The organism is Stenotrophomonas sp. RG-453 (assembly GCF_033843685.1).
In the GTDB taxonomy this organism is placed as follows: Bacteria; Pseudomonadota; Gammaproteobacteria; order Xanthomonadales; family Xanthomonadaceae; genus Stenotrophomonas; species Stenotrophomonas bentonitica_A.
Genome location: NZ_JAMYED010000003.1, coordinates 461,637 through 476,041 on the forward strand (window position 1 = coordinate 461,637; position 14,405 = coordinate 476,041).

General features: G+C 59.7%; 8 protein-coding genes. 7 read left to right on the forward strand and 1 reads right to left on the reverse strand.

Translation table 11 applies throughout. The annotated features are described in order from the left end of the window. The first annotated feature begins 55 nt into the window (after window positions 1–55). The 7 genes from guaA to NJD74_RS07800 all read left to right on the forward strand — a co-directional run bounded on the left by guaA (window position 56) and on the right by NJD74_RS07800 (window position 12,851). Entirely contained in the window at window positions 56–1,621 is a 1,566-nt protein-coding gene (gene guaA / locus NJD74_RS07770; protein ID WP_176989808.1) for a glutamine-hydrolyzing GMP synthase, read from the forward strand. A 469-nt stretch (window positions 1,622–2,090) separates the two neighbouring features. Further along, entirely contained in the window at window positions 2,091–3,587 is a 1,497-nt protein-coding gene (locus NJD74_RS07775; protein WP_319623906.1) for a class I SAM-dependent DNA methyltransferase, read from the forward strand. After that, complete coding sequence (locus NJD74_RS07780) at window positions 3,584–5,107, forward strand: class I SAM-dependent DNA methyltransferase (RefSeq protein WP_319623907.1); 1,524 nt, start codon at window positions 3,584–3,586, stop codon at window positions 5,105–5,107. The genes NJD74_RS07775 and NJD74_RS07780 overlap by 4 nt, the downstream gene beginning before the upstream one ends. Beyond that, on the forward strand, window positions 5,104–7,008 hold the full coding sequence (locus NJD74_RS07785; protein WP_319623908.1) for an AAA family ATPase: 1,905 nt from the start codon (window positions 5,104–5,106) through the stop codon (window positions 7,006–7,008). The genes NJD74_RS07780 and NJD74_RS07785 overlap by 4 nt, the downstream gene beginning before the upstream one ends. Further along, window positions 7,005–8,681, forward strand: a complete 1,677-nt coding sequence (locus NJD74_RS07790) for an ATP-dependent helicase (RefSeq protein ID WP_319623909.1) — start codon at window positions 7,005–7,007, stop codon at window positions 8,679–8,681. Before NJD74_RS07785 ends, NJD74_RS07790 begins: the two co-directional genes overlap by 4 nt. Further along, window positions 8,671–9,855 carry a hypothetical protein gene (locus NJD74_RS07795; protein WP_235641862.1) on the forward strand — a complete coding sequence of 395 codons (1,185 nt, stop codon included), beginning with the start codon at window positions 8,671–8,673 and terminating at the stop codon, window positions 9,853–9,855. The genes NJD74_RS07790 and NJD74_RS07795 overlap by 11 nt, the downstream gene beginning before the upstream one ends. A gap of 8 nt (window positions 9,856–9,863) precedes the next feature. Next, on the forward strand, window positions 9,864–12,851 hold the full coding sequence (locus NJD74_RS07800) for an HsdR family type I site-specific deoxyribonuclease (RefSeq protein WP_319623910.1): 2,988 nt from the start codon (window positions 9,864–9,866) through the stop codon (window positions 12,849–12,851). A 146-nt stretch (window positions 12,852–12,997) separates the two neighbouring features. Here the strand turns inward: NJD74_RS07800 and lpdA are convergent, their stop codons facing one another. After that, entirely contained in the window at window positions 12,998–14,404 is a 1,407-nt protein-coding gene (gene lpdA / locus NJD74_RS07805; protein ID WP_319623911.1) for a dihydrolipoyl dehydrogenase, read from the reverse strand. Window position 14,405 lies beyond the last annotated feature (1 nt).

Consider the following 14,405-nt stretch of genomic DNA (forward strand, 5'->3'; position numbering starts at 1 on the left):
GCCGCCGGTAACGACGCTGTGTTTCCCGTATTTACTCCTGCATTGCCCGGGCACCATGACCAACATCCATAACGACAAGATCCTCATCCTCGATTTCGGCGCCCAGTACACCCAGCTGATCGCGCGCCGCATCCGCGAGCTCGGCGTGTACTGCGAGATCTGGGCATGGGACCACAACCCGGCTGACATCGCCGCGTTCGGCGCCAAGGGCATCATCCTGTCCGGCGGCCCGGAATCGACCACGCTGCCGGGCGCGCCTGCCGCACCGCAGGAAGTGTTCGACAGCGGCCTGCCGATCTTCGGCATCTGCTACGGCATGCAGACCCTGGCCGCGCAGCTCGGTGGCGCCACCGAAGCGGCCGACCAGCGTGAGTTCGGCCACGCCGAAGTCAACGTCGTCGCCCCGGATGCACTGTTCAAGGGCCTGAGCGACCATGGTGGCGAGCCGAAGTTGAATGTCTGGATGAGCCACGGCGACCACGTCTCCGTCGCGCCCCCGGGCTTCACCGTGACCGCGGTGACCGATCGCATCCCGGTGGCCGCGATGGCCAACGAAGAGAAGCGCTGGTACGGCGTGCAGTTCCACCCGGAAGTGACCCACACCCTGCAGGGCCAGGCGCTGCTGCGCCGCTTCGTGGTGGACGTGTGCGGCTGCGAGACCCTGTGGACCGCCGCCAACATCATCGACGACCAGATCGCCCGCGTGCGCGAGCTGGTGGGCGATGACGAAGTGATTCTGGGCCTGTCCGGCGGCGTCGATTCGTCCGTCGTGGCCGCGCTGCTGCACAAGGCGATCGGCGACAAGCTGACCTGCGTGTTCGTCGATACCGGCCTGCTGCGCTGGCAGGAAGGCGACCAGGTGATGGCGATGTTCGCCGAGCACATGGGCGTCAAGGTGATCCGCGTCAACGCGGCCGACCGTTACTTCAGCAAGCTTGAAGGCGTGAGCGACCCGGAAGCCAAGCGCAAGATCATCGGCAACCTGTTCGTGGACATCTTCGATGAGGAATCCACCAAGCTGAAGAATGCCAAGTGGCTGGCGCAGGGCACCATCTACCCTGACGTGATCGAGTCGGCCGGCAGCAAGACCGGCAAGGCCCATGTGATCAAGAGCCACCACAACGTCGGCGGCCTGCCCGAACACATGAAGCTGGGTCTGGTCGAGCCGCTGCGCGAGCTGTTCAAGGACGAAGTGCGTCGCCTCGGCGTTGAGCTCGGCCTGCCGCGCAGCATGGTCTACCGCCACCCGTTCCCGGGCCCGGGCCTGGGCGTGCGCATCCTTGGCGAAGTGAAGCGCGAATACGCCGAGCTGCTGGCCAAGGCCGATGCCATCTTCATCGACGAACTGCGCAAGGCGGATCTGTACGACAAGACCAGCCAGGCGTTTGCCGTGTTCCTGCCGGTGAAGTCGGTGGGCGTGGTGGGTGATGCGCGGGCTTATGAGTGGGTGATTGCGCTGCGTGCCGTTGAGACCATCGATTTCATGACGGCGCATTGGGCGCATCTGCCGTATGAGTTCCTCGGGACGGTTAGTAACCGGATCATCAATGAGTTGCGGGGGGTGTCGAGGGTGGTTTATGACATCTCTGGGAAGCCGCCGGCGACTATTGAGTGGGAATGAGTTGAAAGAGCTGGGGCGCCGAGAGGCGCCCTAGTTAAGGGGGGGGCGGCGAGTCCGTCTTCATTGGCAAAGGGCTTTGCCGCCTCAACGCATTAAAGGACGCGTGTCACAGGGCTGGAATATGGGGGTAAATGTCCCTGAATTCGAGAATCGCTTGCTCAAGCGCACCGCCAACCTGATTTTCATCGTGATCGAAGCAAAGAGCGCAGCGTCTGGGTGAAATGCACTCATTCTATGGGCAGACTTCGTTCGTCTGGCTCGCTAATTTGCTTGTCGCTTCTCCTCAGGAAGTGCGTTTTCAAGCAGGCTGAAATTAGATGATTCAGTTTCTGGGGGGGGGGGGGGGGCGTGCTTGGAAGATTTGCTTGTATTCGATGTCGGAGACTCATGTGCTTTCGAAGAAAGTCAAGCGCATCATTGCTTTAAATCAGCTGTCACGCCGATGTGCATATCATAAGAAAGGCGCTTTGTGAGCGACCAACAAATCACCCTCAGCCAACTCGAAGGCCACCTCTGGGAATCCGCCAACATCCTGCGTGGCCCGGTAGATGCGGCTGACTTCAAGACCTACATCTTCCCGCTGCTGTTCTTCAAGCGCATCTGCGACGTCTGGGACGAGGAGTACCAGGAGATTGTTGATGAGACCGGCGACGAGCAACTGGCCTGGTTTCCGGAGTCGCACCGCTTCCAGATCCCGGAAGACTGCCACTGGAACGACGTTCGCACCAAGGCCAGCAATGTCGGGACGGCCCTTCAGCGCGCGATGCGCGAGATTGAGAAAGCCAATCCCGACACCCTGTACGGCGTGTTCGGCGATGCCCAGTGGTCGAACAAGGACCGGCTGTCTGATGCCTTGCTTAAGGACCTGATCGAGCACTTCTCCAAACTGCCATTCGGCAACAAGAACGTCAACTCGGATCTGCTTGGCGACGCCTACGAATACCTGATCAAGAAGTTCGCCGACGCCACCAACAAGAAGGCCGGCGAGTTCTACACCCCGCGCAGCGTCGTTCGGCTGATGATCGACATGCTCGACCCCAAAGAAGCCGAGACCATCTACGACCCGGCCTGCGGCACTGGTGGCATGTTGCTGGCCGCCGTGCAGCACGTGAAGGAACAGCATGGTGACGTGAAGCGGCTGTGGGGCAAGTTGTATGGGCAAGAGAAGAACCTCACCACCTCATCCATCGCGCGGATGAACCTGTTTCTCCACGGCATCGAGGACTTCCAGGTGGTGCGCGGCGACACGCTGCGCAACCCAGCCTTCTTCGAGGGCGACCGGCTGGCCACCTTCGACTGCGTCATCGCCAATCCGCCGTTTTCGCTGGAAAAGTGGGGCGAGGACCTGTGGCTGAACGATCCCTTCGGCCGCAATTTTGCCGGTCTGCCGCCTTCATCCAGCGGTGACTTCGCGTGGGTGCAGCACATGGTCAAGTCGATGGCCGACGTCAGCGGTCGGATGGCCGTGGTGCTGCCCCAGGGCGCCCTGTTCCGCAAAGGTGTGGAAGGCAACATCCGCCAGAAGCTGCTGGAGATGGATCTGGTCGAGGCGGTGATTGGCTTGGCGCCCAACCTTTTCTACGGCACCGGGCTCGCCGCCTGCATCCTGGTTCTGCGCAAGCGCAAGCCGGCCAAGCACAAGAAGAAGGTACTGATCGCCGATGCGTCGCGCCTGTTCCGCCGGGGCCGCGCGCAAAACTATCTGGAGCCCGAGCACGCCACCGAAATCCTCGGCTGGTATCGCGGCTTTGCCGATGTGCAGGACGCGGCCCGGGTGGTCAGTCTCGACGAGATCAAGGCCGAAGACTGGACGCTGAACATTTCGCGCTATGTCCTGCCGCCATTGCAAGAAGACATCCCACCGCTGCCCGATGCCATCGCGGCATTCAAGGACGCGCTCACCCGCTGCCGTGAAGCCGAAGAGCGGCTCGCGCAGGTCATGACTGAAGGGGGATGGCTGAAATGAGCCACCCAAGTAAACGCATCAGCCAACAAGAACTCGAAAGCTACCTGTGGGGCGCCGCCGTGCTGCTGCGCGGCCTCATCGACGCCGGCGACTACAAGCAGTTCATCTTCCCGTTGCTGTTCTACAAGCGCGTCTCGGACGTTTGGAACGAGGAATACCAGGTGGCCCTGGCTAACTCGAAGGGCGATCTCTCCTATGCCCAGTTCGCCGAGAACCACCGCTTCCAGATCCCCCAAGGCGCTCACTGGAACGATGTACGCCAGACACCCAAGAACGTCGGCGCGGCCATTCAGAAGGCCATGCGCGCCATCGAGACCGTCAACCCGGATTTGCTCGACGGCATCTTCGGCGATGCGCCCTGGACCAACCGCGAGCGCCTTCCCGATGAAACGCTGAAGAACCTGATCGAGCACTTCTCGACGAGGACGCTGTCGGTGGCCAACGTCCCCGAAGATGAGCTGGGCAACGCCTACGAATACCTGATAAAGAAGTTCGCGGACGACTCCGGCCACACTGCAGCCGAGTTTTACACCAACCGCACCGTCGTCTACCTGATGACAAAGCTTCTGGCACCGCAGGCGGGCGAGTCGATTTACGACCCCACCTGCGGAACCGGCGGCATGCTGATCTCGGCGCTGGATGAAGTGAAACGCTCGGGTGGCGAATACCGCACGCTCAAGCTCTACGGACAGGAGCGCAACCTCATTACCTCATCCATCGCCCGCATGAACCTGTTCCTGCACGGCGTGGAGGACTTCGAGATCACCCGGGGCGACACCCTGGCCGATCCCAAGCACATCGAAGGCGACCGCCTGCGCCAGTTCGACGTGATCCTGGCCAACCCGCCGTACTCCATCAAGCAGTGGAATCGCGAGGCCTGGAGCAGTGACAAGTGGGGCCGCAACTCGCTAGGTACGCCGCCGCAGGGCCGCGCCGATTACGCCTTTCAGCAGCACATCCTGACCAGCCTCACCGCCAAGGGGCGTAGTGCCGTGCTCTGGCCCCACGGTGTGCTGTTCCGTAATGAAGAACAGGCTATGCGCGCCAAAATGGTCAAGCAGGACTGGGTCGAGGCCGTCATTGGCTTAGGCCCCAACCTGTTCTACAACTCCCCGATGGAGTCGTGCATCGTCATCTGCAACCGCAAGAAGGCCGCAGCTCGCAAGGGCAAGGTGATCTTCATCGACGCGGTGAACGAGGTAACCCGGGAACGGGCGCAGAGCTTTCTGAAGTCCGAGCACCAGCAGCGCATCCTGACCGCGTATAAGACCTTCGCGGACGTGCCCGGTTTCGCCAAGGTCGCGACCCTCGCCGAGATCGGCGCCAACGCGGGCAACCTCTCGATCCCGCTGTATGTGAAGCGAATTGCCGCAGCCGTCGTAACCGATAGCAATGGCGATGCGGTATCGCTGCGCTCTACCTGGAACCAATGGCAAACCGAAGGACGTGCATTCTGGCTGCAGATGGACGCATTGGTGGAAACGCTGGATGGCCCTTCCAAGACTGAGGAAACCCAATGAAGCTTCAAACGATCCGGCTCTCGAATTTCCAGTCATTCGGTGAAGATCCCACGGAAATCACGCTTGAAGAGATCACCTATCTGATTGGTCCGAATGGCTCGGGCAAAACTGCCGCATTGCAGGCCTTGTGTCGACTCTTCGCTTTCGACCCGTCGCTGCGCCGGATTCTACGTTCAGACTTCCATGTGCCCAGCAGTGAAGAAGAGACACCGGATGAGCGACACCTCTGGATTGAGGCCGACTTCCTTTTCCCCGAATTGGCGGAAGACGAAGACAACGCGACCGTTGCTCCGAATTTTGGGCATATGCGACTAGACGAGGCAGATGGCATTCCGCGTGTCCGTTACCGTCTAAACGCAACCCTGGGTGTGGATGGCGATATCGAAGAGTCCATGGTGTACGTACTGGATCTGGATTCTGACGGTCAGCCACTCAGTACTGCGCAAGTCCCCCGCGCTGAGCGTAACCATATCCACGTCCACTATCTTCCGGCACAGCGTGATCCTGCCGACCATATCGCATACGGCGCCAATGCCCTTCTGGGCAGAATGCTTCGCGCAGTGAAATGGGATGCGGAGCGCGACGAGATCAAAACGCTGACCGATCAGATCAGTGAAAGCTTGGCGGCAAATCCGTCGGTCAATACGCTGAGTGAGAGTCTGAAAGCGACTTGGACCACGCTGCACAAAGGCAAGTTCTTTGCCGATCCAAAGATCACCTTTGTGGCCTCTGAGATCGAAGCCTTGCTACGCCACATGTCAGTTTCATTTTCGCCTGGGCACGTCGAGAGTCTGGTCGATTTTTCACGGCTGAGTGATGGCCAGAAATCGATGCTGTACCTCTCCCTTGCGCTGTCGTCGCAAGCCATCGGGCGTGCCGTACTCGCAGGGCAAGACACTTCGTTTGACCCCGACAAATTGCGGCCTCCGGTCTTTACGTTGGTCGCCGTTGAAGAGCCCGAAAATAGCCTCTCCCCGCACTATCTTGGGCGGATCGTCAGCGCCTTGAACACCATGGTTCAGCACCCGGACGCCCAAGCCCTCATCGCCACGCATGCGCCGTCGATGCTGCGCCGAGTTGCGCCAGAGCACATCCGCTATCTGCAGCTAACGGAAGCACGGCAATCACGCGTCACGCACATCCTGTTGCCGGAAGATACAGACGAAGCGCACAAATTCGTGCGGGAAGCCGTCCAGGCATTTCCGGAGGTCTATTTCTCACGCTTGGTAGTTCTCGGCGAAGGCGACAGCGAGGAGATTGTCCTGCCACGTCTGTTGCAGGCCAAAGGCGCGCCGGTTGATGAATCCGCAGTCACGATTGCGCCACTGGGAGGCAGGCACGTCAATCACTTCTGGCGCCTGCTCTCAGCTTTGCAGATCCCGTATCTGACACTGCTTGATCTGGATGTGGCGCGCTATCAGGCCGGATGGGGACGTATCAAGAACGTCAATGATCAGCTGGCTGCGTACGAGCCGAGCAACGTTCTCCCCGCAGGCCATGTCATTCCCCATTGGCAAGATTCTGCTCACAAGGTCCGGGCTTACGGAAACTACCTTGAGGCACTTGAAGAACGAGGCGTGTACTTCTCGTACCCCATGGACCTCGACTTCGCCATGCTGCTTTCCTTCCCAGAAGCCTATGGCGTCGTAGAGGAGGATCCGGACGATTCAACGATCAAGGCAGTACTTGGAAAAAGCCACCATGACGTGAGCCAGTACAGCCCCGAGGAACAAAAGCTTTTCAACACCTACCACCAGCGCTTCAAGCTCGGCAGTAAACCCGCAGCCCACATCGATGCGCTGGCCCAGCTGACGGATGAGCAGTTGCTGGCGGACATGCCAGCTTCACTGAACAGACTGGCTGATGCCGTTATCGCCAAACTGGCGAAGTTGCCCGAGTGATTACCATCGATGCTTGGCAGCCTGCAGATGGGCTGACGCTCGAACCGAATGCGCTGCTTGCCACTAAAGAGCAGGAGCGCTGCCTCGCGCTCACGGCGGGGCCCGGAGCAGGCAAAACCGAGATGCTGGCGCAGCGAGCGGATTTCCTCTTACGCACCGGCACCTGCAGATATCCCAAACGAATTCTTGCGATCTCGTTCAAGGTCGACGCAAGTAAAAATTTGAAGGAACGTGTGCAGCGCCGCTGTGGTTATGAACTCGCGTCACGCTTTGACAGCTACACCTTCCATGCTTTTGCCAAACGCATCATTGATAGGTTTCGCCCTGTGCTGACGGGTAAGGATGCCCTTGATCCTGGCTACACGCTTGGCAAACCCAACGTGACTCATAAACAGATCGACTTCGATGATCTGGTTCCGCTCGCCATTCAGATCCTCAAGAAATCAAAACTTGCCAGGAACGCTATTCGCCAGACCTACAGTGACGTTTTTCTGGATGAGTTCCAGGACTGCACTGGTCAGCAATATGAACTGGTGAAGATCGCGCTCCAGGGAGCAGGCATACGGCTGACTGCAGTCGGCGACACCAAGCAGAAGATCATGGGCTGGGCCGGTGCGCTTGATGGCATCTTTCAGACGTTTGCTGCCGATTTTGCAGCGGTGCCACTCAACATGTACCGCAACTTTCGCTCCAAGCCGCGACTGCTACGCGTGCAGAATGAAATCATCCGCGTGCTTGACCCCGCATCGGTCATGCCGGAAGAGCAAATTGCCGGGGATGAAGGAGAGGTCCTCGCTTGGGGCTTCGAAGACAGCCGACAAGAGGCTGAGCATCTGGCGGATCAGATCGCTGCGTGGGTTGAGGTTGAACAGATACCGCATGCCGAAATCGCAGTACTGATCTCGAAGCAACCGGATCTTTACGCCAACCATCTCATTGCGGCGCTAGAAGCCAAAGGCATCCCCTACCGCAACGAGCAACAGATGCAGGACATCACCACCGAGCCCGTCGCTCGACTGGTGGTCGATTACCTGTCTTGCATCTACGGCAGGCGTGAGCCCAAAGCATGGGTGCGGCTGATGAACCTGCTGGTGCCTTTTGCCGATGACGAAATCCAGGCCAATACCCGCCGCGACTTTGATCGCCTGATCAAAGCCCAGCGCAAAAGTGCGTCAATCCGGGAATTGATTGATGAGCCCTATTTGGGGTGGTGGGAGTCAGCGCGTGACTTCCTGAACAAGATTCCCCGCGAAACATTGGTCGCGCTCTCGCCTGACTACGAATCGCCAGATCGGCTCAAAGCGATCGTGCGCGATACCAAAGCACGTATCGAAGAGCTGCTCAAAATTGAGCCGGAATTACCCAGCGCGCTTGAACGCTTTGTGGATGACAAAGCGGTGCGCATCCTGACCATCCACAAAAGCAAGGGCCTGGAGTTCGACTCGGTCATCATCCTCGGTGTTGAGAATCAGACGTTTTGGGGCAAGCCCGACGAAGAACGCTGCGGCTTCTTCGTAGGTGTTTCGCGTGCGAAGCGGCGGCTGGTTGTCACCATGAGCAAGCACCGGGAAACCCCGCCCTCCAATCCATATCGCTGGCAGGAAAAACGGACTCTACACAAGGAGTTTTTCGGTTACGTCATGCCGTTTGTGAGTACAGAAAATGAAGAGTGAATCCTTGAAGCCCGGCTGGCGTCGGGTGAAATTCGGCGACGTGGTGCGCCTCTCGAAAGCCCGTAGCCGAGATCCGCTGGCCGATGGTATTGAACGCTACGTCGGTCTGGAACATCTCGAACCGGATGACTTGCGCATCCGCAGTTGGGGCAGCGTCGCCGATGGAGTAACCTTCACCAGCGTGTTTCAACCTGGACAGGTGCTATTCGGCAAGCGCCGCGCTTACCAGCGCAAGGTTGCTGTGGCGGATTTCTCTGGGGTTTGCTCCAGTGACATCTATGTGCTGGAGTCCAAGGACGCGAAGGTCTTGCTGCCGGAGTTGCTGCCCTTCATTTGCCAGACCGACGCCTTCTTCGATCACGCGGTGGGTACCTCGGCGGGGTCGCTAAGCCCGCGCACCAACTGGACGAGTTTGGCGGACTTCGAGTTCGCTCTGCCGCCCATTGATGAGCAGCTACGAGTAGTAGTGGCTATGGCGACATTCGACGAATGCTTCGAATCCTGTCGGGCGTTGCAGGCTCATGGGAATACCTTGTTGCAATCACTGCTCGACCGCATGTGGAGTACGTTCCCAAGAGAGAAAATTGGCACTCTGATTGAAGACGGGCTGATTGCGCCGCCCCAAGATGGCAATCATGGCGAAAAACACCCCAAGGCGTCTGATTACGTTCCTGATGGCGTACCGTTTGTGATGGCCTCTGATTTGAAGCGCGGCGAAGTCGACTTTGCAAACTGCAGCAAGATTCCTGAGGCACTTGCTCGCACACTGAGGATTGGTTTTGCCAGATCAGGTGACGTTCTTTTGAGTCACAAGGGAACCGTTGGTGAGGTTGCTCGACTGGGAGAACTAGCAACTGATTTCGTGATGCTGACCCCGCAGGTAACTTATTATCGAGTGGTTGATCAATCGAGGCTTGCTCCTGATTGGCTCTACTTTGCATTTCAAACACCAGGATTTAAGCGGCTACTTGAGCAGTACGGAAAGCAATCAACCAGGGCGTACGTCGGCATAACAACACAGCGCGAACTCTCAATTCCGATAGCAGAGGCGCGAGATCAGTCGCAGACGCTTTCTGAACTTGTTGCAGCCGAGAAGGCAGGCTCAGCTGCTGCGCTACGCGCGCGCGCAGTCGCCGAAATGCGGCAGCGTTTAATGGCAGAAGCACTTGCCTGAGGTGAGCAATGTTTACTGAATCCAACACCGTCGAAGCCTACGTCCGCGACCTGCTTGCTGGTCCGATCAAGGCGTCACCAGCCAACACCGTCCAGGAAGCGCAAGCCAGCTACGGTCCAAGCCCCAAAGGCATCGGCTGGCGCTACGCGGCATCTGCCGAGGTGCCACGCCAGATTCAGGAAGTGCTGGTTGAACCCTGGCTGCGTGAGGCGCTGATCCGCCTGAACCCCGAAATCGCCGCCCAGCCCGACCGTGCCGACGAGGTTCTCTACAAACTGCGTGCCATCGTGCTCTCGGTGCGCTCGGATGGGCTGATCCGCGCCAACGAGGAAATGACCGCCTGGATGCGTGGTGAGCGCTCGATGCCCTTTGGCCACAACAATGAGCATGTGCCGGTGCGGTTGATCGACCTAGATGACCTGTCGCAGAACCAGTACATCGTCACCCAGCAGTTCATCTACCGCGCAGGCCCCGCCGAGCGCCGCGCCGATCTGGTGTTGTTGGTCAACGGGCTGCCGCTGGTGCTGATCGAGGCCAAGACGCCAGTCAAGAAGTGCATCAGCTGGGTCGATGGCGCGGTGCAGGTGCATGACGACTACGAGAAGTTCGTGCCTGAGCTCTTCGTCTGCAACGTGTTCTCGGTGGCCACCGAGGGCAAGGCTTACCACTACGGATCGATTGGACTGCCGGTCAAGGACTGGGGACCGTGGCATCTGGATGGCGATGGGGAGGATATTCAGCACCACCCGCTGAAGTCGCTCAAGCTGTCCGCTGAGAGCATGTTGCGCCCTCATGTGGTGCTGGACATCCTTGGCAGCTTCACCTTGTTCGCCACCAACAAGAAAAAGCAGCGCATCAAGATCATTTGCCGCTACCAGCAGTTTGAAGCGGCCAACAAGATCATCGAGCGCGTGCTGGCGGGTTACCCCAGGAAAGGGCTGATCTGGCACTTCCAGGGTTCGGGCAAGTCACTGCTGATGGTGTTTGCCGCACAGAAGCTGCGCATGCATGCCGGCTTGAAGAACCCCACCGTGCTGATTGTGGTGGATCGGATCGATCTTGATAGCCAGATCACCGGAACCTTCACTGGCGCTGACATTCCCAATCTTGAGAAAGCGGACACCCGCGAGAAGCTGCAGCAGCTGCTGGCTCAGGACGTGCGCAAGATCATCATCACCACGATCTTCAAGTTCGGCGAGGCCATTGGCAGCCTGAACGACCGCAGCAACATCATCGCCTTGGTGGACGAAGCCCACCGCACGCAAGAAGGCGACTTGGGCCGCAAGATGCGCGAGGCCCTGCCCAACGCGTTTCTGTTCGGCCTGACCGGTACGCCTATCAACCGTGCCGATCGCAACACCTTCTACGCTTTTGGTGCCGACGAAGACGAGAAGGGCTACATGAGCCGGTACGGCTTCGAAGAGTCGATCCGCGACGGTGCCACGCTGAAGCTGCACTTCGAACCGCGCTTGATCGATCTGCACATCGACAAGGCCGCGCTGGACGCCGCCTACAAAGACCTGACCGGCGGCCTGTCGGATCTGGACAAGGACAACCTCGCGAAGACCGCCGCCAAGATGGCCGTGCTGGTCAAGACGCCTGAGCGCATCCGCAAGGTGTGCGAGGACATCGTCGAGCACTTCCAGACCAAGGTGGAGCCCAACGGCTTCAAAGGCCAGATCGTCACCTTCGACCGGGAGTCCTGCCTGCTATTCAAGGCCGAGTTGGACAATCTGCTGCCGCCCGAGGCCACGGACATCGTTATGTCGGTGCAGGCGTCCGACAAGAAGGAGCACCCAGGGTACGCGGCCTACGACCGTTCACGCGATGAGGAAGAACGGCTACTCGATCGCTTCCGCGACCCGGCCGATCCGCTGAAGCTGATCATCGTCACGGCCAAACTGCTGACGGGCTTCGACGCTCCGGTCCTGCAGGCCATGTACCTAGACAAGCCGCTGCGCGATCACACGCTGCTGCAGGCCATCTGCCGGGTAAACCGCACTTACTCCGAGCAGAAGACCCACGGACTAATCGTGGACTACCTCGGCATCTTCGATGATGTGGCAGCAGCGCTGGAATTCGACGACCAGAGCGTCAAGCAGGTGGTCAGCAACATCCAGGAGCTTAAGGACAAGCTGCCAGAAGCAATGCAGAAGTGCCTGGCGTTCTTCACCGGCTGCGACCGCAGCGTGCAGGGGTATGAGGGCCTGATCGCCGCGCAGCAGTGCCTGCCCAACAATGAGGTGCGGGACAACTTTGCTGCTGAGTACAGCGTGCTCAACAAGATCTGGGAGGCGCTGTCACCGGACACCGTTCTGGGCCCCTTCGAAAAGGACTACAAGTGGTTGTCGCAGGTGTACCAGTCGGTGCAGCCCTCCAGTGGCCACGGCAAGCTGATCTGGCACTCGCTGGGCGCCAAGACCATCGAGCTGATCCACCAGAACGTGCATGTGGACGCTGTGCGGGATGACCTCGACACTTTGGTGTTGGACGCCGATCTGCTGGAAGCCGTGCTCTCTAATCCTGATCCCAAGAAGGCCAAGGAGATCGAGATAAAGCTCAAGCGCCGGCTGCGCGTGCATGGCTACAACCCCAAGTTCAAGAAGCTTTCCGAGCGACTTGATGCCCTGAAGGATCGCTTCGAATCAGGTCAGATCAACAGCGTCGATTTTCTGAAGAAGCTGCTGGAAATCGCCAAGGAGACACTGCAAGTCGAGAAGGATGTCCAGCCCGATGAGGGCGAAGATCGTGGTAAAGCTGCACTTACCGAGCTTTTTAACGAGATAAAGACTTCCGAGACGCCCATTATTGTCGAGCGCGTCGTCATGGACATCGATGAGATTGTGCGGCTCGTTCGCTTTCCGGGCTGGCAGAACACACAGGCTGGCGAGCGTGAAGTCAAGAAGGCGCTACGAAAGGCTCTCTTCAAGTATAAGCTGCACGCGGAGGAAGAGTTGTTTGAAAAGGCCTATAGCTATATCAAGCAGTACTACTGACGATTACATGTTCCTTAACTAGGTGGCCTGGCAGACGGTCATCGAGCCATGTGGCACAGATCGGTGCCGCGAGTGCTGCAGTGCTCGCTCCAAAAACGAACGGCCCGCAAAGCGGGCCGTTCGTCATCCATCAAACCCGCACACCCTCAGATATGCAGCGCATGCCCCAACGCACGCAGCGCCGCTTCCTGCACCGCCTCACCCAAGGTCGGGTGCGGGTGAATCGTCCCGGCAATATCCTCCAGCGTGGCACCCATCTCAATCGACTGCACGAAAGCAATCGACAGCTCCGACACCTGAACGCCCACGGCCTGCCAGCCGAGGATGCGGTGGTCGCTGCTGCGTGCGACAACGCGCACGAAGCCATCGGTGGATTCCAGCGACATCGCACGGCCATTGGCGGCGAACGGGAACAGCGCGACCTTGGTCTCGATGCCCTGTTCCTTGGCTTCGTCCGGCGACAGCCCGACCACCACGATTTCTGGATCGGTGAAGCACACCGCCGGAATCGCGGCCGGCACGAAGTGGCGCTTCTTGCCGCTGACGATCTCGGCGACCAGTTCGCCCTGAGCCATCGCGCGGTGCGCGAGCATCGGCTCACCGGCGACATCGCCGATCGCCCACACGTTGCGCATCGAGGTCTTGCACTGGTCGTCGATCTTGATCGCCTTGCCGGTCAGATCCAGGTGCAGCGATTCGAGATTGAAGCCGTCGGTCTTCGGGCGGCGACCCACCGCGACCAGGATCTGGTCGGCGTCCAGCGCGATCTCTGCGCCGCTGGCATCACGCACGCGGAGCTGGCCGTTGTCGGCCAGGCCGAGCACGCTGTGGCCGGTCAGCAGCTTCACGCCGGACTTCTCCAGGTGCGTGGCCACCGGCTTGGTCAGCTCGGCGTCGTAGGCCGGCAGGATGCGTTCCTGGGCCTCGACCACGGTGACTTCGCAGCCCAGCTTGCGGTACACCGTGCCCAGCTCCAGGCCGATGTAGCCGCCACCGACGACGATCAACTGCTTCGGCAGCGAGGTCGGCGAGAGGGCTTCGGTGGAGGAGATGACCTTGCCACCAAACGGCAGGAACGGCAGTTCCACCGGCACCGAGCCGGTCGCCAGCAACAGATGCTCGCAGGTGATGCGCAGCGTGCCGCCGTCTTCGGCGGCACCGGGGATCTCGACGGTCTTGCCGTCGATGATCGTGGCCCAGCCCTTGATCAGCTGCGCGCCGTTCTTCTTCAGCAGCGCGCTGACGCCGCCGGTCAGCTTCTTGACGATGCCGGCCTTCCACGCCACGGTCTTGGCCAGGTCCAGCGACGGGGCCTGCACGCTGATGCCCAGCGGCGAGGTGCCTGCCGCATAGGCGGTGACCTTGGCGAATTCCTCGGCGGCATGGATCAGCGCCTTGGACGGAATGCAGCCGATGTTGAGGCAGGTGCCACCCGGATTGACGCCCTCGACCACGATGGTCTTGACGCCGAGCTGGCCGGCGCGGATGCCGGCGATGTAACCGCCGGGACCACCGCCGATGATCAGCAACTGGGCTTGAAGGGTATTGGACATC